Origin of the sequence: [Clostridium] clostridioforme AGR2157 (assembly GCF_000424325.1) — a bacterium.
In the GTDB taxonomy this organism is placed as follows: domain Bacteria; phylum Bacillota; class Clostridia; order Lachnospirales; family Lachnospiraceae; genus Enterocloster; species Enterocloster clostridioformis_A.
On sequence record NZ_AUJR01000003.1, the window covers coordinates 91,868 to 113,094 of the forward strand.

19 protein-coding genes are annotated in these 21,227 nt (G+C 50.9%); 13 read left to right on the plus strand and 6 right to left on the minus strand.

Annotation, left to right across the window (positions count from 1 at the left end; all coding sequences use genetic code 11):
• Positions 1 to 152 precede the first annotated feature (152 nt).
• The gene (nagA, locus tag G614_RS0100410; RefSeq protein WP_044917253.1) at positions 153 to 1,325 is read left to right on the plus strand and encodes an N-acetylglucosamine-6-phosphate deacetylase; all 1,173 of its coding nucleotides are present in this window, start codon (positions 153 to 155) and stop codon (positions 1,323 to 1,325) included.
• Between the two features lie 144 nt (positions 1,326 to 1,469).
• Here the strand turns inward: nagA and G614_RS0100415 are convergent, their stop codons facing one another.
• Positions 1,470 to 2,402: a hypothetical protein gene (locus G614_RS0100415; protein WP_027640336.1), complete on the minus strand. Its 933-nt coding sequence runs from the start codon at positions 2,400 to 2,402 to the stop codon at positions 1,470 to 1,472.
• A 231-nt stretch (positions 2,403 to 2,633) separates the two neighbouring features.
• Between G614_RS0100415 and G614_RS31850 the strand changes: the two genes are divergently transcribed.
• The 7 genes from G614_RS31850 (at position 2,634) to G614_RS29180 (ending at position 10,466) form a co-directional block, all read left to right on the plus strand.
• Complete coding sequence (locus G614_RS31850; RefSeq protein WP_166430208.1) at positions 2,634 to 2,807, plus strand: hypothetical protein; 174 nt, start codon at positions 2,634 to 2,636, stop codon at positions 2,805 to 2,807.
• A gap of 14 nt (positions 2,808 to 2,821) precedes the next feature.
• Positions 2,822 to 3,067 (plus strand): spore coat protein, encoded by a 246-nt coding sequence (locus G614_RS0100425; RefSeq protein WP_027640337.1) that lies wholly within the window; start codon positions 2,822 to 2,824, stop codon positions 3,065 to 3,067.
• Between the two features lie 114 nt (positions 3,068 to 3,181).
• Complete coding sequence (locus G614_RS0100430) at positions 3,182 to 3,445, plus strand: hypothetical protein (protein WP_162142727.1); 264 nt, start codon at positions 3,182 to 3,184, stop codon at positions 3,443 to 3,445.
• 18 nt (positions 3,446 to 3,463) lie between these two features.
• A complete protein-coding gene (locus G614_RS0100435; RefSeq protein WP_027640339.1) occupies positions 3,464 to 4,012 on the plus strand; it encodes a hypothetical protein in 549 nt (182 codons plus the stop codon).
• A 56-nt stretch (positions 4,013 to 4,068) separates the two neighbouring features.
• On the plus strand, positions 4,069 to 7,230 hold the full coding sequence (locus tag G614_RS0100440) for a hypothetical protein (RefSeq protein WP_027640340.1): 3,162 nt from the start codon (positions 4,069 to 4,071) through the stop codon (positions 7,228 to 7,230).
• Positions 7,231 to 7,365: 135 nt separating this feature from the next.
• On the plus strand, positions 7,366 to 9,402 hold the full coding sequence (locus G614_RS0100445; RefSeq protein ID WP_027640341.1) for a clostripain-related cysteine peptidase: 2,037 nt from the start codon (positions 7,366 to 7,368) through the stop codon (positions 9,400 to 9,402).
• Positions 9,403 to 9,425: 23 nt separating this feature from the next.
• A complete protein-coding gene (locus G614_RS29180) occupies positions 9,426 to 10,466 on the plus strand; it encodes a hypothetical protein (protein WP_242827963.1) in 1,041 nt (346 codons plus the stop codon).
• Positions 10,467 to 10,562: 96 nt separating this feature from the next.
• On the opposite strand, the gene G614_RS0100460 is transcribed toward G614_RS29180, so the two are convergent.
• On the minus strand, positions 10,563 to 11,342 hold the full coding sequence (locus tag G614_RS0100460; RefSeq protein WP_027640342.1) for a LytTR family DNA-binding domain-containing protein: 780 nt from the start codon (positions 11,340 to 11,342) through the stop codon (positions 10,563 to 10,565).
• Between the two features lie 198 nt (positions 11,343 to 11,540).
• Complete coding sequence (locus G614_RS0100465) at positions 11,541 to 11,945, minus strand: sigma-70 family RNA polymerase sigma factor (RefSeq protein ID WP_027640343.1); 405 nt, start codon at positions 11,943 to 11,945, stop codon at positions 11,541 to 11,543.
• A gap of 337 nt (positions 11,946 to 12,282) precedes the next feature.
• On the opposite strand from G614_RS0100465, the gene G614_RS0100470 reads away from it, so the two are divergent.
• The 4 genes from G614_RS0100470 (at position 12,283) to G614_RS0100485 (ending at position 15,940) form a co-directional block, all read left to right on the plus strand.
• A complete protein-coding gene (locus tag G614_RS0100470; protein WP_027640344.1) occupies positions 12,283 to 13,566 on the plus strand; it encodes a 4Fe-4S dicluster domain-containing protein in 1,284 nt (427 codons plus the stop codon).
• Between the two features lie 99 nt (positions 13,567 to 13,665).
• Entirely contained in the window at positions 13,666 to 14,646 is a 981-nt protein-coding gene (locus G614_RS0100475; protein ID WP_027640345.1) for a DUF1848 domain-containing protein, read from the plus strand.
• Between the two features lie 78 nt (positions 14,647 to 14,724).
• Positions 14,725 to 15,348, plus strand: coding sequence for an undecaprenyl diphosphate synthase family protein (locus tag G614_RS0100480; RefSeq protein WP_027640346.1), 624 nt, complete (start codon positions 14,725 to 14,727; stop codon positions 15,346 to 15,348).
• 109 nt (positions 15,349 to 15,457) lie between these two features.
• On the plus strand, positions 15,458 to 15,940 hold the full coding sequence (locus G614_RS0100485; protein WP_027640347.1) for a LytR/AlgR family response regulator transcription factor: 483 nt from the start codon (positions 15,458 to 15,460) through the stop codon (positions 15,938 to 15,940).
• Positions 15,941 to 16,029: 89 nt separating this feature from the next.
• Here the strand turns inward: G614_RS0100485 and G614_RS0100490 are convergent, their stop codons facing one another.
• The 3 genes from G614_RS0100490 to G614_RS0100500 all read right to left on the minus strand — a co-directional run bounded on the left by G614_RS0100490 (position 16,030) and on the right by G614_RS0100500 (position 18,916).
• Entirely contained in the window at positions 16,030 to 16,635 is a 606-nt protein-coding gene (locus G614_RS0100490) for an AAA family ATPase (protein ID WP_027640348.1), read from the minus strand.
• 100 nt (positions 16,636 to 16,735) lie between these two features.
• On the minus strand, positions 16,736 to 17,350 hold the full coding sequence (locus G614_RS0100495) for a hypothetical protein (RefSeq protein WP_027640349.1): 615 nt from the start codon (positions 17,348 to 17,350) through the stop codon (positions 16,736 to 16,738).
• Between the two features lie 189 nt (positions 17,351 to 17,539).
• Entirely contained in the window at positions 17,540 to 18,916 is a 1,377-nt protein-coding gene (locus tag G614_RS0100500; protein ID WP_027640350.1) for a cell wall-binding protein, read from the minus strand.
• Positions 18,917 to 19,165: 249 nt separating this feature from the next.
• On the opposite strand from G614_RS0100500, the gene G614_RS0100505 reads away from it, so the two are divergent.
• Positions 19,166 to 21,172, plus strand: a complete 2,007-nt coding sequence (locus G614_RS0100505; protein WP_027640351.1) for a thiamine pyrophosphate-binding protein — start codon at positions 19,166 to 19,168, stop codon at positions 21,170 to 21,172.
• The last annotated feature ends 55 nt before the right edge of the window (positions 21,173 to 21,227 follow it).

Sequence of the window (21,227 nt, forward strand, 5' to 3'; positions counted from 1 at the left end):
ATTCCTGATTAATACAATGACGGAACGGCCTTACAGGGCAGGACTTTACGGCTGGCGGGCCGTTCTAAGCAATGCCTCGGCACACTTTGGGATATCATAGAGACAGGGCATTGCCTGTACCGATAACAGAGTTTATGGAAGGAGGTTTTACAGTGAAAACATTGATCAAAAATGCATCTGTGTACCACAACCATCGTTTCGAGGCGCTGGATCTTCTCTTGGAGGACGGAAGAATTTCCCGAATGGGCGGCTGCGAGGGAGAGAGATGTGATGAGGTGATTGATGCCGGAGGAAAACGCGTGGTCCCAGGTTTTATTGATATTCATACTCATGGAGCAGTCGGTGTGGATGTCAATGGTGCGGACGCAGACGGCTTGGAAAAAATCTGTCGTTTCTTCGCTTCGCAGGGAACGACCAGCTGGCTCTGTTCTGTTCTTACGGACACGAAGGAGCAGACCATGCATGCCATCCATATGTATAAAGAGTGGAAAAATACGGAGCATCGCGGTGCGAATCTGATGGGAATCCATCTGGAAGGGCCGTTCTTATGCCCGGCTTATAAAGGGGCCATGCCGGAACACCTCTTAAAGAAGCCGGATATGGAGCTTCTAAAGGCGTATCAGGAGGCGGCGGAAGGAGAGGTCCGCTATATCACGGTTTCTCCTGAGGTGGAAGGCATTGTTGATTTTATTCCCTATATTAAGAGTCTGGGGATTCAGGTTGCCATCGGTCATTCGGGGGCAGATTATGATACAGCGCGGCGAGCCATACAAAACGGTGCATTGGGAGCAACTCATACCGGCAACGCCATGAAGCTGCTGCATCAGCATTTTCCGGCGATCTGGGGAGCGGTACTGGAAGACGATGAGGTGTACTGTGAAATGATTTGTGACGGAAGACACCTTCATCCGGGGACCGTTCGTTTTATCATAAAAGTCAAGGGCCTGGACCGTGTGGTTGCGATCACGGATTCCATCATGGCAGCCGGACTTCCGGATGGCAATTATAAGCTGGGAGTTAATGATGTTGTCGTTGTGGGCGGTGATGCAAAGCTGGCTTCCGACGGAACACGTGCAGGCAGCACGCTGACAACCGGAAAAGCTCTGAAGAATCTTCTGGAATTTACAGGACGTTCTCTGACGGATATTATCCCGATGCTTACGGAGAATCCGGCCAGACTGATCGGTGTTTATGACCGGGTAGGTTCTATCGAACCTGGTAAGGACGCAGACCTTGTGTTTTTGGATGGGGATTACAAGATAGTTCGTACAATCGTCAAAGGCAAAGCGTGCTATGAAATAAATGTACATACTATATTTGGCTAAAGCAACCATTCTTGTCCAACTCCATGATTATCTCATAGGACGGACCTGGGTAGAAGGCGGTGGGTTATTCATCGCTTACAATGGAAAAGGAGCCTCGCCGGTAATGATATGATATCAACTAACCGGTGAGGCTTCTTATATGGATTAAGATATGATTCTGCTGCCAGTCTCCGGCGCGGCCGTATCCTTCTCAGTATTCCAAATTCCGTCACTTCCCAGCCAGTAATATAAATCCTGGTCCGAGGATTTTACATAACAATCAGCTTCCATATACCCATTATGTCCAAAGTAATACCAGTTGTCGCTGATGCAGCGCCAGCTGTTTACCGGGTAGACATTGTTTGGATATACATAGCGCCATCCCGAGGAGGTCTTATCCCATTTTCCGTTGGCGATAAACCAGGTGTCTTCGGTGCGGATGGTCAGAGGCTCAGAGTTGTCTGTCCATGGTCCGGCCTGGGAGCTGTAGGTACCCAATGCCCGTACGGTGAACGTGTAATTTCCCTCTACATTGATGTAGGAACTGAAATCATAGGTGGATTCGGAAGTCTTTTGGGTGGTTACCGGTATTTTGTCCCGGTACAGGCGCAATTCGTATGCTTTGCTCCCGTTTACCTTATCCCATACAGCGGTGGTCTGGTTCCAGCTGACGGATGTGGTAATAGGAAGATTGCCGTCTATGGCAGGCAGATACACCTGAAGGATTAAAGTGCTTCCGTCTCCGTCCGTTTCGGCGGTTTTAAACTGGGCCCCGCAGCCGGTCAGCGAGAAGATGCTGCGTTTGGTGCTGGAAAAATAGTATCCGTCCTTTGCAGAGAGCTCCACTTCCACTATGGGCCTCTCGCCATAGTCCCACTGGTCATCCTTTTTGTCGTACACAGCACCTTCCACCTTGAATTCACTGTTGCTGGATACTGCATATACATTGCCTACCAGTTCGCCGCCCTTTGGGGCTGTGTCCCAGGAAAATGTCAAGGGTATGGATGTGATTGCTTTTTCCTGTCCATAGGCGGAGAACAGAGTGCCCATAGAAAGAAAAGCTGCCAAGGCTGCGATTATGAGTGATTTTTTTGCCATTGTATATCCCTCCTTGTGGTTCCGGAAAATTGACTGCCGGTATACATGTTACTATTACTATTGTACTGTATTTTGGGGTGAAATTACAAGTTTTATTTGATAATAATATTGGGTAATAATATTGGGTTGATAGTAATGAGCCTGATAATATTGTTGAACCAATTCGGGAAAGATACGGATTTATGCATATCCTGGGAAGGCAGGCGGCATAATAATCATGGAGGTGATATCATGAGTCCAAAGGAATTAAATTATATTGAGGATGCATTAGGCCATGAGCAGTTTTTAATGAATCAGTGCCAGGAAGCCATCCAGAATCTGCAGGATCCTGCCCTTAAAAATCAGGTACAGCAGATGGAACAGAAGCATCAGCAGATTTTTGACAGTTTTTATAATCTCATATAAGGAGGAAGCAGAGAATGGATGACAAGTGTATTATGGAGAACCTTCTCCTGACCGAGAAGGGCGTATGCGACCTGTATGTTCACGGAACCATCGAGTCTTCCACAGCTAATGTGCATCAGACCTTTAACCAGGCGCTGAATGACAGTTTGTGTATGCAGGATGACATCTATAAGCAGATGTCCGCTAAGGGATGGTATCAGACGGAACAGGCGGAACAGCAGAAAATCATGAAGGTAAAAAATCAGTTTTCAGGAATGTAATCCGGCCTGACTGGGTTTTGAGAGACTGATTGGGAGAAAGGACGTTAAGTCATGGAATGGTCCGTGGATTAACGTCCTTTTTTGCGTGCCGTCCAATTGCGCCGCGGAGCCTGTATGATGCTGGACCGGTACAGGACCGTATTTCCCCAATACACGGACCACAGCAGCCTTCATTGCCTGAATATCACGAATCTGGCCGGACAGCTGGTGGGAGATTGCATGAAGAACAGGATATGGATTCAGGAACATAATAAACCATTCATGCCGGTAATCATTCAAACGATGCCGTCAAGGTGCAGCGAGTACCATTTCAGCGGTATGATGGCTTTGCAGTCATCCGGAGGGCTGTATATGATAGATAGAATACAAAACAATTAAGAAAAGGAGAACAGCAGAATGAATAACAACACATTAAAAGCTTCAATAGGTATTGAATTTTCCCTGATTGGGACCCAGCTTCATGCCATGTATGAAAAAAATGAGGGAGGATACGCAGTTCTTTTGATTCCGTCGGAACAGACGCCGGACAGCGGCATTTCCGTAAAGGATCTGATTGACGACATCAAGAAGATGGCCAAGGGTGTGTCCGGCAGTGATACTGCCGTGGACACGACACAGCTTGAGACGGCCATGACCGAGGCTGCCAAGGAGGGCGGCGGCTCCACATCCATGAAACTGGAGGACATTGTAATCAAGCTTCAGATGGCTTATCTGTACATCTGTAAAAAGGGAGAGAATTCTGTCCTGGAGTATGCGTTTCAGCTGCAGGTGGTGACAGAAGGTCTGGTACCGGAAACCATTAAGCCCATTGTGGATGTGACGAACCTTTCCATTTCTGTCTGGAATACGGACAGAAAGAAGGTAGTGGACAAGATGGCCCTGATTACTGTGGACGAATACCTGGGCGTGGCTGCACTGCCGGCCAAGAGTCAGGCCGCTAAGTAGCGATGTAAAGTAATATGCAAAGCAGCATAGAAAGATTGCAGGAGGGAGCGTAAGGAATGAACCAGAGGCAGATGTCGTGCAGTATAGCCGTGGAGGGCGCCGTCAGGGGTTGTCCGGCCAGGCTGGCTGTCTGGTATGATAAGAGCGAAATGTCATTTTGCGGGGAGCTGCAGATGGACCAGAGGGGGCCCGCGGGATTATTGGAGGCTGTGGACGGTGAAATGGCTTCCAAATTCGGAGCATACGCTTCCAGTCTGGTCCATGTCTCCAATCAACGCGCCACTCTTTCCTGCATTCATGGAATCACAGCCCTGGGTTATGGAGAACCGGGGCTGTATTTCAAGGCAGCGGCCGGCAGGGGAAGCTCAGCCATTCTTTTTTCATTTTCAGCAGACAGTAATGGGGGAAACGCACAGGTCTCATCCCTTATGGATGCAGTGAAAAAAGCAGCGGGCTTTTTTGGAATGGAGGAGTTTTATTTCTTCGGACGTGTGGGAAAGGGGATGAGTCCCCGGGATTTGATGGCTGGGGCGCCGGGAGCAGAGGCTTTTCCGGCCCGGATTGACAGGTGCAGCCTTCTTGCCTACTCCCATTTAAAACTGAACGGAGACAGCGTGTTTGAGAGGGCGGTCAGAGAATTGTTCGGCCTTAAGGAGGCGCAGCTTTTTCTGGGGGCAGGTGAAGGCGGATTTCTGTGTATGGCGGCAATACCTGCAAGTAAAAACAGTTTCATGGAGAGCAGAAACATGTGTCTGGCAGTTGAGCTTAGAAGCAGCGCCTTGTCCCTGGCCCTTCAGGGCTCCTTTAGGTTCGCCTTTGTGCCGGATATGGAGTTTCATGTAAACTGCGGCATATCCAAGACCCGCTTTATGGTGGAGGCCTTTGGGGAGGTCAGGGAGCCCATTCATCTGGCAGGACCTTTTTCCATAGGGGATACCTGCCTGGCCATAGGGTTTGACCAGGGGCCGTCCTTTGCCATGTTTGCCAATCTTTATATACGGGAAATTCACCTGTTTGGGGCTGTGATGCTCACCGTGGCAGGGTCGGTTCCAAAGCTGGATTTGCTGTCGGCAGCAGTCAGCGATCTGTCAATTCCCATTTTGGTAAAAAATCTGCTGGGGCTTTCCTTTGACGGCCTTGACAGCATCGATTTTATCCGTATATTAGGGCTACCTTTCCAGGACATGCAGGCTTTTGACCGGGAATTGGTTAAGAGTGCAGACGGAGCCCGGCTGGCAGAGGCATTTAACCAGAGAATCCATGATAACAGCCTGGTATTGGATAGGGATCAGGTAAAGGCTTCTCCCTTCGGGGATGGAGTGGACCTGGTGGATCAGCGGCGGATGCGGCATTATTACATAGACAGTTCAGGCGGCATAAAGCTTACGGCTCAGTTTTATTATGCGGATGTGAATACCAGGCTGGGCAGTTACACGGTGGAGCGGGGAATCTTTGTATGCGGTGTCATTGAGATTTTCAAGGTCCGGTTCGAGGTTCTGTTTTCCTTCCGGGAGGGAGACGGAGTGCTGGCATATGGACGGATACCGGAGGTAAATTTGGGTTTCCTGAAATTATGTCCCTCCAAAGCGGGCCAGAAGTCCGGGGAAGCCCTTCCTGTGCCGGCGGACAGTGTGCTGAGACAGTTTATGGGCAGGGAACAGAAGGGAATCGTATTCTTCCTGTCCGCAGGCAGGAAGGATGTGACGTTCTATCTGGACGGAAGGATTGAACTGCTGTCCATCCTGTATTTTGAAACCAGAATTATCTTCTGCAGGGGGCTTATATCCATCGATGCGCGGTTTAACTGGCTGGCGGTTTTTGATGTGAGTATTCATCTGAAGGTTAATTACCAGGATTTTAACCGGGGCGGATTTGAATTTTGTCTGGTGATTGATACGTCCAAGCTGGCGGAAAAACTGAAGGCAGTACAGGAGAGCATCAACAGAGCTATTGACCGGCTCAGGGATAAGATTAAGAATGCCACCAAGGAGATTGACAGGGCGCAGGCCCATGTAAATGAGCTGTATGGGCAGATTGATTCCCTGAACCGTAAAATTGAGGACTGCAAACGATCCATCAGGAATGCCAAGTGGTGGAAGAAGGCGTTTGTGGCCATTGCCAAGGGAATTGAGATAGGAGCCTATGAGGTTGCCAAGGCCGGAGTATATGTGGCAGTCGGTGTGGCAACAGCTGCCCTTCAGGTGGCCAAAGCCGCTGTGCAGTTGGCAGGCAGGGTTGGAGAGGGCGTCATGAAGGCGGTAAACGCCGTGATACAGGGGGCATTGTCATTCTTCTATATCAACCGGCTGGAGCTGTACGGCAAGGCTAACATGAGCGAACAGGAATTCAGGGCATCCATTGAGTTTGTTGCCCTGGGAAAGACCTACCGGTATGAGACAAAAATAGGCCACTCTGCGCTGAAATCCGACGCGGCAGGCACTGTATCAGGCAATATGAACGGGCAGATGAAGAATGATTTGGACCATATCGAGGACGGGGCTTTCCGCAGCAATTTCAGGCGGTACAGCCACGAGACCTATACCATAGAGGAGCAGTGCAGGCGCCTGGCAGGTGCCAGGGAGCAGATGAAATCTTCCACAAGGCTGATGCGTTCCATGCAGGAAGCTTATATCCGGGAGTTTCGCGAACCTATGTCTGACTTTGACCAGATGAACCAGGAGTATATGAACGCCCTGGACTGTGTGGGCGGTATCCTGAGCGCGGGGGAACAGGCCGGGGATGTGAAGGCACTGTCCGGCTCCATGGGCGGATTAAAGCGTAAGATTACACTGAAAGAAAAGGAGGGCGTGTTCCGGGATGAGGAGCTGTCTGAGCTGAAGGATGTTATTCGCAATTACGACCAGGCAAAGCTTCTGTATGATGAGGTAAAGAAAAGCATGTCTGCGGTGGAGAGTCAGAGAAAACAGATGCTGGCGTATGCGGAGCTTCAAAAGCAGAAGACAGGTGAGCAGAAACAGAAGAAGGCGTTGTCCCAGGTGGAGGGAAGTATGGAGCGCGTGCTGAATAAGACCGAGGAAGCCATGTACCGCAGTTTCCCTGTGGACCGCAGCGGCAAGAATTACATTAATCTTTCACGGGAGGGATTGATTCACCGGTATATGGACGAGGCAAGGCAGGAATTTGGGGCCCGGACTTCTGAGAACGCGCATGTAATGAGGAACAGGAGCCGCAGGGGCAGGTATGACAGCAGGCTGTAGGCTGCGAAATGGTGAGATGCGAGGCGGCAAGATGCGAAACGGCAAGATGCGAGGCGGCATGCGGTGGTAAGATGCGGTGGTAAGATGCGAAACGGTAAAATGATTTTGTAGAGATAATGAAAAGGAGATTGGCAGATGGAAAAAAAGAGAAAGAGGGTCACTGCGCCGCGAATCGCGGCGACCCTCAGCGCCCTGCTGGCAGGAGCAGCTCTCTATACGGTAAGCGGTTCTCAGCGCCAGGGAATCCAGGTAAAGGAATATGCAGAGGCGGCAGAGGCAGCAGAGGCAGCGGACAGTACAATCATGGTTTACATGAACGGAAGCGACCTGGAAGGGGATTATGGCGCCGCCACAGCGGACCTTTGGGAGATGATGGATGCATTGAAGGAGATGGGACAGGAAGTAAAATCTCCCTCCCTTCATGTGGTGGTTGAGGCAGGCGGTTCCACCCGGTGGGAGCTGGATGAAATGGATGGTGTACCCTATGCCAGATTTTCCCTGACTGAGGATGGAATATCCTCCATGGAATCCATGGAAATCAGGAACATGGGGGATGCGGATACACTGACGGATTTTATCAACTACGGTGTCCAGTCTTATCCGGCCGACCATTATGGGCTGATTCTGTGGAATCATGGAGGCGGACCGGTGGGAGGATATGGAAGCGACAGTCATTTTGACGGGGATGGGCTCTCGTTGGAGGAGATAAGGGAGGCTTTGGACCATTCAGTTATGGCAGACAGCGCCTTTGACTTTGTGGCGTTTGACGCCTGTCTTATGGGAAGTGTGGAGATTGCCGGCTGTCTGGATGGATATGCCGATTATGTCATTGCATCTCCGGAGCTGGAACCTCAGCATGGATATGATTACAGATGGATGACGGCTCTGGGAGACAGCCTGCCGCCTGATATGGAATGGGGAGAGGCGGTGGGCCGGTCCATGGTGGAGGCGTATGATGCCTACTATGCCTCGGGCACTGCGCCTGTTGCAATGAGCCTTTTGGATATGAAGGAATATCCGGCATTTCATGAGGTATTTCATCAATATGTGGACGGGATACCGGAGAAACTGCGGGAAGAGCTGTACGGAGAACTGGGAAGGGACAGAATGAAAATGCTGGCATTTGGCAGCAGGCAGGCGGGCGGTTCTCCGGAGCTGGTGGATGTGCTGGAATTCCTGAATGCCTGCCAGAGGGTATATCCGGATGAAAATGCCTTTCAGACATTGAAGGATCGGATGAGGAGGCTTGTGACGGAACAGTGGGCTAAAGGCTATCCTGTGAATCCAAGCGGTCTGACTATATACCTGCCAAGCGGTTCCAATCCCTATCTGAGTGAGGATCTGGAAACGTATGACACCACGGGATTCTGCAGTGCCTACAGGCAGCTGACAGACGGATATGCAGCGTATCTGGCCCGGGAAAGCGGAGTGGAATGGGGAAATATTAGTGCGCATAAGGACGGCACCGTGGAAATCAGCATAGCCCCTGAGGATGTTTCTGATACGACAGGAGCGTATTTGGCTGTGTTCTTTCCTGCGGGGGATGATGAAAATTATTACCTTCTCTGTACAGACAGTGATGTGGATATTGGCGTGGACGGAACCCTTCGGGCAGCGCCGGAGGACAGCTATATGGGGATGAAGGGACAGGTACTTTGTCTCATTGAGACCATGAATCTGGATGCATACACGGAATATATGGCCCCGGTGCTCTATAACGGGGAGTTGTGCACCATGCGGATAGGGTTTGACGAGGAGCATGAAGACGGGCAGATTCTTTCCGTGACACCGGCAGGCCAGACGTCTGAGGCTGCAAAACAGATTTATGAGTTAAAGGAGGGGGATCGGGTGACTCCGCTTTATCTGGTTGAGAGTATGGAGGATGTGGAGGAGGAATCCGGAGGTGAAACCAGAGATGATACCAGAGATGATACCGGGGACTCTCTCAGTGATACAAGTAATGCTTCAGCCCAAATCCCGGAGGACAGGTACTACACGGACAGCTACTACATGGGAACTGAATTTTATATAGAGGAACCGGATGATATGCTTCTGGAGACAGTACCGGCATCCGGGGATGGATATCTTTACGGCTTTATGCTGATGGACGTACGGCAGAATATTTACTATACGGATTTTATTGGCATGGGGGCAGAAGATACCGGTTCATGAACAGTGAAAGGAGAAAATGAATCATGAGTAAGACAAGCAGGGAACTGATTGAATTCTGCAAGGGAAAGCTGGGCACGCCATATGTGTTCGGCATGAAGGGGGAGATCCTGACGGAAGCGCTGCTGCAACAGCTGGCAGCGGAAAACCCCAAGGTCTATACACCCCAGTACATAACTAAGGCGCGGAGCTTCATGGGAAAGCATTGTACGGATTGTTCCGGCCTGATTACCTGGTGTACCGGCATATTGAGGGGAAGTGCCAATTATAAGGAGACTGCCCGGGAGGTACGGCCCATAAGAACATTGGATGAATCAATGACAGGCTGGGCCCTTTGGAAACCAGGGCATATCGGTGTGTACATTGGAAATGGAAAATGCATCGAGGCTAAGGGAATCAATTATGGTACAGTGGAGACAAGGGCGCAGGACACGCCCTGGGTCAGTGTGCTGAAACTCAAGGATATTGATTATTCAGCGCAGGTATGCGAATCAGCGGTTCCATCACTCCATCCCACGGGATGGGTCAAGGAAGATGGAGGGGTCCGTTTTTATCTGGAACCGGGACGGTATGTGGCCAATGACTGGTATCAGGACGGAGGTCAGTGGTTCTGGTTTGACGGTTCGGGCCATGCTGTGCGGGATAACTGGTATCTTTATAAGGATAACTGGTATTATTTTGGGGCGGATTTTGCAATGGTTAAGGGTATTCAGCTTATCAAAGGAAAGCCGTATTACTTTAACCGGGATGGGCAGATGGCAAAGTTTGGGACACGTTTTATGGTACAGGTGGACAAAAACGGCGTACTGCATTTTCCGGAGGAAGAATCCGTGGAGACTCCTGTTATGGCGGGAGGGATATCGGAGGAAAATGGAACGGGCAGGGAACTGGAAAATACATCTCCTGACAAAACAGAAGGAAAAACGCCTGCGCTGGCCGCATACGAGGGCAGCGAATATACGGGAGGTACGGTGCTGCCGCCGGACATGAAAGCAGGAACCACGTCAGAGGCAGACAGCAAAGTGGGACATGCCCTAACTAAAGAAACCAGTTTGATGCCCTGGTAAGCTTTGCTTATAATCTGGGGGCAGGCGCTCTCAGAAACAGTACGCTTTTGAGGCGTCTGAACGCAGGAGATGTGAAAGGAGCTGCTGATGAATTCCCTAAATGGAACAAAGCAGTCCGCGTCCCCTTTCCGCGCACACATGGCGTGGATGCCTGCGGAAATAATCGGACAAATCATGCCTGTAGCTGCGGGAGCAGCAGCACGAAATACCGCCTGTAAAGGAAAGGATGCCCTGGCTTGGTTCAAAGGACCGGACATTTGACAGATTGGCGATGGTGGATGCCCGGACCTGAAGGAAAGGCGGCTTCAGCTTTTTTGACAATTCTTTTATGCCGGAACGGAACGTATATACTCCGTCTGAGCAGTGTAGATTGCACATATGAGTCCCTTTTACGGTATCTATATAATAGATACTGGAAAAGGGAATCCGGGCTTCCTGGCTGCTGCCGTGCACGATTAGAAATCCGTCTGTGGAATTCACACGGCGGTTCAGGTAGGTCAGGATATTCAGGCAGGAGCGCTCTAAATTGTCATGGACAGGATGGATATAGCCTGCAATGCCGCGGACAGAGTGGCTGTTGACCAGACGGGCCGCGGTGCTGTAATCACTGCTCATCACGCAGACCATGATTTGACTGCTGAAAGTTGTAAGCCTGTCCAGGACATCCGTCCAGTCAGGCCGGCTGTCGCTGTCAAAGAACATGAGCCACAGCTGTGCAGGAGAGCCGGCAGCTTCCTTGATGAGTTCCTCCGGCGTCAGGCTTCTGAAGGCATATAGCTCCATGCCCCGCAGATGCCGATTGGATATGGCCGAGTCCGCGGCTGCGTAAAGTTGTCTGAAAAGCTGATTATGTTCAGTTGATATAACAATGTTCAAACCAGATTCCTCCTTTGTTCCGTTAAAAGCAATCATCGGTGGTTACAAGATTCATCCGACAAACAGAACATGTGTTCGATTAAAACCGGTTAGAAAAGGCCGTCCAAAGCCGACAGATATGTGCAACAGGTACCTGAATGTCAGCGCGGGCGGCCCTTTGGCCAAAATGCCTGTGTGAATCTGTGCAGCACCTTTCCTTTAATCCATGAGGCTCCGCAGCTTGCGGAGAATCTTTCCATGGCGGTAATGAAGGGTGGTTACAGGAACTCCGGTTTCCCTGGAAATCTGGCGCAGGGACTGGTCGTAACAGTAAATACGGCGTATGATATCCTTCTCTTTGGGGTCCAGGTCCTTCATGGCCTCAAGGAGCAGGGAGCGCTCCAGGGCTTCCTCAGCCTGCTCATCCACAGGCTTGGAGCGGGTGTCCTGAAACAGGTCACAGCCGTTTAAATCTTCTGTATCCAGTGCATTATAAGAAAATGTCTTGTTATGAATATCTGATTCCCGGAAATACCGCTCCTTCCGCTCGCCTTTGCAGTACAATTTATAAATCTCTTCTGAGACATATACATTCCGGTTATCAATGCGTATGTAATATTGCATATTTTTCCACCTCTCATGTGGAAAATGGAATCTGTGATGTATTTTAAGGATATCACTGAGGGGGGATTTTGTCAAGAAAAATTCGAACATATGTTCGAATCGGCGGATGAATGGTATAGAACGACAAATTAAAACAGGATTTTGTGGAAAGGAAGCATGTGATGTACTTTCTGTTGAATATTATTTTTTTCAGTGCTAAAGTAGATGGTAAAGAGGTTGTTCCACGCCCGGACATGCCCAGGCATAGCTGACAGGAATGAATGTTCAGGCGCACCGCGGTATGGCAGAGGAAAAAAACGGGAACAATCAAGGAAAATCCAAGGAGGAGGTAAAGACAATGGGACATCTTACAACCCGTGACGCATACCGGAACCTGGGAGACCGTATCAACTGGTTTACCCAGGGGGCCCCGGCCTCTGAGACACTGTATAAGATACTGCAGGTCCTCTATTCTGAAAAGGAGGCCAAATGGGTGGCGCTGCTGCCGGTTCGCCCGTTTACCATAAAAAAGGCGGCAAAGATATGGGGCACTTCGGAGTATAAGGCGGAAAAGCTGCTGGACCACCTGTGCGGCAAGGCATTGCTGGTGGACTCCTGGGACAAGGGTGTGCGGAAATTCGTGATGCCCCCGCCAATGGCCGGTTTCATTGAATTTGCTCTGATGAGGACCAGGGGAGATATTGACCAAAAGTATCTCAGTGAATTGTATTACCAGTATATGAATGTGGAGGAGGATTTCATCAAGGATTTGTTTTATGCCACGGAGACAAAGCTGGGCCGTGTGTTCGTCCAGGAGCCGGTTCTGACCAATGACAGGATGAACCACATTCTGGATTACGAGCGGGCGACCCACATCGTGGAGGAGGCAGAGTACATCGGTCTGGGGCTCTGTTACTGCCGTCATAAAATGTTCCACGCAGGCCATCCCTGCGAGATTAATGCTCCCTGGGATGTGTGCCTGACCTTTGACAATGTGGCGCGTTCCCTGGCCCGGCACGGGGATTACTGCAGGCTTATCTCCAAGGAGGAGGCACTGGATGCTCTGGAGCGCTCCTACGCCGGCAATCTGGTACAGATAGGGGAAAATGTGCGGGAGCACCCGGCTTTTATCTGCAACTGCTGCGGGTGTTGCTGTGAGGCCCTTCAGGCTGCCAGGCGGTTCAGCCCCATGCAGCCGGTGGCCACCACTAATTATATTCCTGACATTACCGGGGACCAGTGCGTTGGCTGCGGAAAGTGCGCAAAGGTCTGTCCGGTATTGGCCATTTCCATGGAGGATGGAGGGAACGGAAGGAAGCGGGCTGTGGTGGATAAGGACATTTGTCTGGGCTGCGGTGTATGCGCCAGGAATTGCGGCGTCAAGGCGATTCACATGGAGCGCAGGCCTGAGCAGATCATTACTCCGGTGAACAGCACCCACAGATTTGTTCTTCAGGCCATTGAGAAGGGAACACTGGCAAATCTGGTGTTTGATAACCAGGCGTTTTCCAACCACAGGGCCATGGCCGCTCTTTTCAGTGCTATCCTGGAGCTGCCGCCGCTTAAGCAGGCCATGGCCAGCAAACAGTTCAAGTCTGTTTATCTGGACCGGTTGTTGGCGGCAAAGCGGGAGAAGGGGTGAAAGGGGAGTTAAACCGCCTCACAGATTGCTTCCATCCACCCCATATGTTATATTAGACTACACAGATTGCCACGTAAGCCAAAGAAGGGGGGCCCCGCCATGATCATCAGTGCCAGCAGAAGGACAGACATCCCTGCGTTTTATTCAGACTGGTTTTTCAGACGGCTGGAGGAAGGGTACCTGTATGTAAAGAACCCCATGAATTCCAGGCAGGTCAGCAAGATTCTTCTGAACCCGGATACAGTGGACTGCTTTGTGTTCTGGACAAAGGACCCGGGCCCTATGATGGAGAGGCTTTCTGTTTTGGACCGACTGGGATACCCCTATTATTTCCAATTCACCCTGACACCCTATGGGACGGATGTGGAACCGGGGCTTCCCCATAAGAATGAGCTGGTGAGGACCTTTCGGGAGCTGTCTTACAGGCTGGGGCCTGAGCGGGTCATATGGAGGTATGACCCGGTGCTTCTCAGTCCGTCCTATACCAGGGAGTACCATTTCCAATGGTTTTCCCGGCTGTGCGGCTGCCTGGAAGGATATACCCATACCTGTGTTATCAGCTTCCTGGATATGTACCGGAAAATAAAAGGCCGGATGGAGCGGATTCAGCCCCATGCAATGACAGGGGAGGACATAGTATCCCTGGCATCCTTCATGGGGCCGGAGGCAGGAAGGCATGGCATGACCATAAGGACATGTTCAGAGGCAGCGGATTTGTCCAGGTTCCATATTCAGAAGGGAAAATGTATTGATGACCAGCTGATTGCCGGATTGCTGGGCCGGCCTTTGGCGGTAAAGAAGGACGATACCCAGAGGGAGGAATGCGGTTGTGTCAAGAGCGTGGATATCGGCGCTTACAACACCTGTCCCCATTTCTGCAGGTATTGTTATGCGGATTTCAGTCCGGATCAGGTGGAAATCAACCGCAGGATGCATGACCCGAAATCGCCACTTCTGTGCGGCCGGCTGACAGGGGAGGAACGGATTACGGTGCGGGAGATGAAATCAGCCGTCCGTCCTGCTGACGACGGACAGATGCGCCTTGCGTTTGACGTTGTGGAGAATGGGGGAGCGGAATAGAAACCGTAACTGCCTTTGGTATAGATTTCCCATTTAAGACCATACTTTCCATATATAAGCAGGAACGGAGGAGATGGTATGAGGCTGCCAAAACACATCGGAATCATTCCGGATGGAAACCGGAGATGGGCCAAAGGCCAGGGAATGGATAAATCAGAGGGATATGGACACGGAATCTCACCCGGAATGTCCCTGTACCACATGTGCCGGGAACTGGGCATTGGCGAAATGTCCTTTTATGGTTTTACGGCAGATAACACAAAGCGGCCCTCTGTCCAGAGAGAGGCATTTACCAGGGCCTGCGTGGCGGCGGTAGAGGAGCTGGCAAAGGAAGACGCCAGCCTGCTTGTGCTGGGAAATACAAAATCCCCCATGTTTCCCCAAGAGCTTCTTCCCTTTACCACCAGACATGATTTTGGAAAAGGCGGGATGAAGATTAACTTCCTGGTGAACTACAGCTGGGAGTGGGATTTGGGTTATAAGGATGAAGCCATAGGGCCGGGGCTTAAGACGTCTGAGGTTTCCAGAATCGACCTGATTATACGGTGGGGCGGAAGGCGGCGTCTTTCGGGTTTTTTGCCTGTGCAGTCCGTGTATTCGGATTTCTATGTGGTGGATGATTACTGGCCGGACTTTAAAAGGGAACATGTGGAAGATGCCCTTAAGTGGTATGCGGCCCAGGATATTACCCTGGGAGGGTGATTTTTGACAATTTTCAACGTGTAATCGCCTTTTTTCAACATTTAAAGAGAAATAATACCAGAGGGGTGTAAAATACTAGAGATTAAAATTGCGGTACGGGGACAGGTGCATGATACAGATAGCAATATGTGATGATGACTTTCAGGTGTGCAGCCAGCTGGAGGACTATATCAGGCGATGGAAAGAGGGACGCAGGCATATATTTTATAGAGCTTGCGAAAAGATAGAGGGTGATGCCGGCATCTTTGAATTCAAATCTAGCCGGACAGTCTACAGAATACCCTTAAAAGACATCCTCTATTTCGAAGGTGATAACCGCCGGGTGAAGATTGTGACTGCCGGCCATACATATCATTGCTATTCCACCTTAGAAAATCTGTTTTCCAAAATCAATATGGAGCAGGCCGGTTTCATACGGCTGCATAAGTCCTATGCTGTAAATCTCAAATATGTGGCGACCTTCAGCGTGCGCATGGTGACCCTGTTTGACGGTTCGGAGTTTACGGTCAGCGCGCCTTTTAAGGAGAATGCGCTGAGGCAGTATGAGGGATATAGTTCCAAGACAGGGATGGGACGGGGGTCCAGGGAATAAAAGCAGGGAAGAGAAACAGACAGGACAGGCGCCTGAAGGAAATAAAATAACTTCAGACGCCTGCCTTTTATGGACTGCTGGAAACAGGCTTACGGAATTTCGTAGATCCCCTTGATGATTCTTACGGTCTTGTCCATTCCAAGCTTGCTGATGTTAAAGAGCATCTGATGGGACTCAATGCTGCCCCATTTGCGTTTGGTGTAGTTTTCATAATAGTTTTTGCGGCGGCGGTCCGTGGACTTGATGGCGTTGACTGCATCCCTCTCTGAAAAACTGTAGCGATCCATAATTCGGCGCACCCGGTCTTCCATATCGGCACAGATAAATAGGTCAATCAGGTCAGGATAACTGCGAAGCACGTAATCGCCGCAGCGGCCTACGATGATGCAGGGGCCCTTCTGGGCCAGTGCTTCTATAATAATGGTCTGGGTGACATAAGTGCTGTCATTCAGGGACAATCCGTACCCGGTCACGGAATTAGGCTCCTTGGGAATCTGATAGCCGGCCAGGAAGGGGGACAGTGCGGACTCGTCTGCCTTTTCAACGCTTACAGGAGAATGTCCCATTCTTTCGGCGGCCATCTCCACCAGATTCCGGTCATAGAGAGGAATCCCCAGCTGGTCTGACAGTCTTTGGGCGATTTCGTGGCCTCCGCTGCCGAACTGACGGGCTATAGTGATAATCTTATGGCTCATAGTTCCACTCCTTTCCAGCCTTAAAGGTACAAATGTGCAAAAACATCTCTTATACGTACTATTATAACGCATTATTTGCACAAAAGATATATAAAATTAATTATATTTCCTGTTCCTTTTCCGTTTCGGTGGTCTGTGACATATCGGCGGCGGCGGCCTCCCTGTATGCGGCCTCCTTTTGTGCAGCCTCTTCTTGGGATGTCCTATGTTGCGCCGCTTCCTCCTGTGCCGTCTTAATGTGCGCCGCGTCCCTCTGCACTTGCGCGGTTTCCACTGTTTCCTCCATGCATTCCTCCGATAGTTTCCGGTTCTGGCAGCCCCCGCATGCCGGTACCTTGCCCTGGGCGGATTCACGTTTCTCATGCATCAGTTCCCAAATGGTATCGTGCATCCATTTTACCGTATCGCTGAGAATCTTGTTCTCTGTATCCAGGTTCATGATTACATTGTTCATTTCAGCAATGATTTCCCGGCTGTTGTAGCGCTTATGGGGTTCGGTCAGCCGGGTGATAAGGGACGGATTGGTCTTCAGGATTTCTCTGGAGAGAAATTCGTCACGCTCATCGCAGGACATCCGCATGAATTCCGTGTAATGCATCCTGACCATGTACATGGCTTCCTGGGCGGCGCATTTGGGGCACTGGGGATGACGGGATGTCTGATAATAGGCATAGTGTCCGCATTTGGGGCAATAAAAAACAGCAAGTTCTCTCATAATGTCCTCTCCCGATTAATACTTATTAATATATATAGCGTTTCAAATCGCAAAATATACCACTTTTTTTCGCGATTTTTGTAAATTCGTCAGATTGGACAAAAAAACGGCAGACTAATTGGTTAGTCTGCCGTGACCGCCGGTTAAGAGAACGGATGCAGGGGCGGTCTTATGGTTGCTGTGTGCGTATTACTGGGCGGTGTTCTGAGACTGGATGACACCTTCTGTGTTTACGGTCCATACCTTGTCATTCTCATCCATGAAATCCTTGTAGCCGCTGCCAAGCTCAGGCATAGCGTTTGATTTGGAGGAAGATGTGGCCTTCTGTACGGCGCCGTTGCTGTTTACAAGATACTGATTGCCATTTAACTCTACAGGCGCAAAGCGCAGGTCCTTGTCAGCTTCCTGACGCAGGCCGTATACATACAGCACATTGTCCTTGATGCCGTGGAAGCCCTGGCCCTTTCTGGAGCCGTCTGTGTGGAAATACCAGTTCTGTGTCTCGCCTAAGTCCTCATCGAAGATGACCTGCTTGCCGGTCTTCATGACGCCCTCTTCATCAAAGTAGAAGTTAGCCACGTTTCCGTCCTCCAGGTTTACCACCTTCTTGCCGGTCTGCATTTCACCCTTTGTGTTAAAAGCATATTTTCCGGAGTCAATGGTGAACAGTTCAAGGCCTTTTTCTGCATGGTACGGTTTGCCGTTCTTGAAGTAGAAACGGTAAAGTTCAGCTTCCTCGCTGAGGCCTTCCACGCCTTCGATGGTTCTCCATCCGGAAGCGCGCTTTCCGTCCTCATCGTAGTACTGATAGCCGGCTGCGGTCTGCTCAGCCGCTGGCGCTGCCTCGGAAGGGGTTGCTGTCTGGGCCTCGCCGGACTCTGCTGCTGCCTGGGCAGGAAGCTTGTACCAGCCTGTCTGCATGCGGCCGTCCACAAAGGTGTAGTACTGGCCGTCAATCTTTTTGTCAACTTCATTTTCAATACGCTTGCCCGTATTGTCGAAGTAGTACCATGATTCAACGTATTCCGGATCATCGGTTTCATCTGCCATAAGAATCCAGCCGGTCTTCCTGCTGCCGTCCTCGCCAAGATAGTAGTTGTAACCATCTACGGTGATGGAACCGGTCTGCATGATACCGTCCTCGTTGAAATAGTACCAGCTTCCGTCTATGGAAGCCCATCTGGAGGTCAGGGCCTTGCCGTCCCTTCCATAATAGTAGTACAGGAATTCAGGAGCATCGTCCTCATCCCAGAAATCTTCATTTTCCACGGAAACCCACTTCATACTGACGCGTTTTCCGTCTTCTCCTACGTAATACTCATCAATCTGTCTGTCTGCGGCGCGGATTCCGTCTGAATCCAGGTAGTACCAGTCATCGCCATTCTTCTTCCAGGTATCGGTGATTGCCTCGCCATAAGAATCATAGTAATACCAGTTGCCGTTTTCCTCTGTCCAGCCCACGGTTTTTGCGTAAGCAGTGGAAGCGGAGCCGATAAAGTTAGGGGTTACTGCTGCCATGAACATGGCAGTGGATAATACAGCCAGAACTTTGAACTGTTTTTTCATAATAATGAATCTCTCCTTTTTGATATGTGTGTTTGTCTGTGGCCGAAAATCCGGTGTTGCATTACGTGGTTTATTATAACGGACATGAATGTGTAATGATAGTGATGGTTGCTGGAAGTTATGGAAGGCACTGGAGGGGGGCCCCTATAGCCATTTCAGAATTCATTGTAAGAGAAAATATAGTATTATTTTAAGGCGTTTTATGCTATACTCTCCATAGTTGATAGACCGGAAGGGGGACCTTAATTTATGAAAATGAAGATTTCCAATTATATAGCAGGCAAGCTGGTGGAGGAGGGAATCAGCCAGGCCTTCATGGTGACAGGGGGAGGAGCCATGCATCTGGATGACGGCCTGGGACATCAGGAGGGGCTTCACTGTATCTATAACCACCATGAGCAGGCGTGCGCCATGGCTGCTGAGGCTTATGCCAGGATTCACAACCGCATTGCGGCGCTCTGTGTCACCACCGGTCCGGGAGGAACCAATGCCATTACCGGCGTGGTGGGGGGATGGCTGGATTCCATTCCCATGCTGGTATTGTCAGGGCAGGTGCGCTATGATACCACGGCCAGGTGGTCCGGGGTAGGCATCCGCGCCATGGGAGACCAGGAGTTTGACATCTGTAAAGCCGTTGACTGTATGACAAAGTATTCAGAGATGGTCATTGATCCCATGCGGGTCCGATACTGTCTGGAGAAGGCCCTTTATCTGGCACGGTCCGGGCGTCCGGGTCCCTGCTGGCTGGATATTCCCCTGAATGTCCAGGGCGCATTTGTGGAGACAGAGGAGCTTTCCGGCTTTGACGCGGCTGACTATGAGGCCGGAGGAAACGGCTGGGCCGGAAAGGACGGGGGACATAGGATACCGGAGGACGAGGCAGGAAAGGGAGAACACCGCCAGGTGCTGCCGGAAAAGGTTGACGCTTCCTCTGCCCGGACCATTATCGATAAGATAAGGGCGGCAAAGCGCCCTGTCATCAATGCGGGTAACGGCATTCGCATAGCGGGAGCCCATGATTTATTCATGGATGTGGCTGAAAAGCTGGGCGTTCCAGTGATTACGGGCTGGGACAGCGAAGATATCATGTACGACGCCCACCCTCTGTATGTGGGCCGCGCAGGCAATATGGGGGACAGGCCGGGGAATTTTGCCATTCAGAACAGCGACCTGGTGCTCTCCATCGGAAGCCGTCTGAGCATCCGGCAGGTGGGATATAATTTTGAGACATGGGCCAGGGAGGCTTATGTGATTGTCAATGATATAGATGAGGAAGAGCTGAAGAAGCCGTCAGTCCGCAGCGACATGCGGGTCCATGCCGATGCAAAGGACCTTCTGGCACAGCTGGACCTGGTTCTGGACCGCGTTTTGGCAGAGGAAGAGAGGAACCTTCCTGAGAGCGTCAGCCGTCCCGGCAGCAGACAGGTATTTGACGGAGGAAAAGGCCTTAGGGATATGACATGGAGCCGGACCTGCGCCATGTGGAAGGAGAAGTATCCTGTTATACTGCCCAAGCACTTTGCCCATACAGACGGGGAACCGGCTAATGTGTACGCGTTTATCCATGCTGTCAGCAGCCGCCTGAGAGAGGGGCAGGTGACGGTGGTGGGCAATGGTTCCGCCTGTGTGGTAGGAGGACATGCCTATATCATTAAGAAGGGCCAGCGTTTTATCACAAATTCCGCCATTGCCTCCATGGGATATGATCTGCCGGCAGCCATCGGCGCCTGGACCGCTTCCAGGGATAAGGGCTGCTACAGCCAGGGCGGGGACAGAAGCGGGGATGACCTGATTCTGGTGACCGGGGACGGAAGCATGCAGATGAACCTTCAGGAGCTGCAGACCATCATCCACCACAGAATGGGAATCAAGATATTCGTGATTAACAACGGGGGATACCACTCCATCCGCCAGACCCAGAAGAATTTCTTTGGCGAGCCCCTGATTGGAATTGGCGTGGACAGCGGGGATTTGAGCTTCCCGGCGCTGGATAAGCTGGCGGCGGCCTACGGCTATCCCTATGTGTCAGCCAGGCATAACAGCGAACTTGGAGAGGCTGTGGAGAAAACCCTGGCAGCAGAGGGACCGGTTATCTGTGAAGTGTTCGTGTCCATGGACCAGAACTTTGAACCCAAGTCTTCTGCAAAGAGACTGCCCGACGGCACCATGGTGTCGCCGCCCTTAGAGGACCTGTCTCCCTTCCTGCCGGATGAGGAGATGGATGAGAATATGATTATTCCCAGGATAAAGGGATAGAACCTGTCTGTAAATCAACGGACGGACCTGTCACAGGACATCCGGGATAAGAAGG

Coding starts and splice junctions, on each gene's coding strand:
- G614_RS0100475 (WP_027640345.1), top strand. CDS start 13,666: ATGATCATCAGTGCCAGCAGAAGGACAGACATCCCTGCGTTTTATTCA.
- G614_RS29180 (WP_242827963.1), top strand. CDS start 9,426: ATGAGTAAGACAAGCAGGGAACTGATTGAATTCTGCAAGGGAAAGCTG.
- G614_RS0100480 (WP_027640346.1), top strand. CDS start 14,725: ATGAGGCTGCCAAAACACATCGGAATCATTCCGGATGGAAACCGGAGA.
- G614_RS0100485 (WP_027640347.1), top strand. CDS start 15,458: ATGATACAGATAGCAATATGTGATGATGACTTTCAGGTGTGCAGCCAG.
- G614_RS0100445 (WP_027640341.1), top strand. CDS start 7,366: ATGGAAAAAAAGAGAAAGAGGGTCACTGCGCCGCGAATCGCGGCGACC.
- G614_RS0100425 (WP_027640337.1), top strand. CDS start 2,822: ATGGATGACAAGTGTATTATGGAGAACCTTCTCCTGACCGAGAAGGGC.
- G614_RS0100435 (WP_027640339.1), top strand. CDS start 3,464: ATGAATAACAACACATTAAAAGCTTCAATAGGTATTGAATTTTCCCTG.
- G614_RS0100505 (WP_027640351.1), top strand. CDS start 19,166: ATGAAAATGAAGATTTCCAATTATATAGCAGGCAAGCTGGTGGAGGAG.
- G614_RS0100500 (WP_027640350.1), bottom strand. CDS start 18,916: ATGAAAAAACAGTTCAAAGTTCTGGCTGTATTATCCACTGCCATGTTC.
- G614_RS31850 (WP_166430208.1), top strand. CDS start 2,634: ATGAGTCCAAAGGAATTAAATTATATTGAGGATGCATTAGGCCATGAG.
- G614_RS0100490 (WP_027640348.1), bottom strand. CDS start 16,635: ATGAGCCATAAGATTATCACTATAGCCCGTCAGTTCGGCAGCGGAGGC.
- G614_RS0100495 (WP_027640349.1), bottom strand. CDS start 17,350: ATGAGAGAACTTGCTGTTTTTTATTGCCCCAAATGCGGACACTATGCC.
- G614_RS0100430 (WP_162142727.1), top strand. CDS start 3,182: ATGATGCTGGACCGGTACAGGACCGTATTTCCCCAATACACGGACCAC.
- G614_RS0100470 (WP_027640344.1), top strand. CDS start 12,283: ATGGGACATCTTACAACCCGTGACGCATACCGGAACCTGGGAGACCGT.
- G614_RS0100465 (WP_027640343.1), bottom strand. CDS start 11,945: ATGCAATATTACATACGCATTGATAACCGGAATGTATATGTCTCAGAA.
- G614_RS0100415 (WP_027640336.1), bottom strand. CDS start 2,402: ATGGCAAAAAAATCACTCATAATCGCAGCCTTGGCAGCTTTTCTTTCT.
- G614_RS0100440 (WP_027640340.1), top strand. CDS start 4,069: ATGAACCAGAGGCAGATGTCGTGCAGTATAGCCGTGGAGGGCGCCGTC.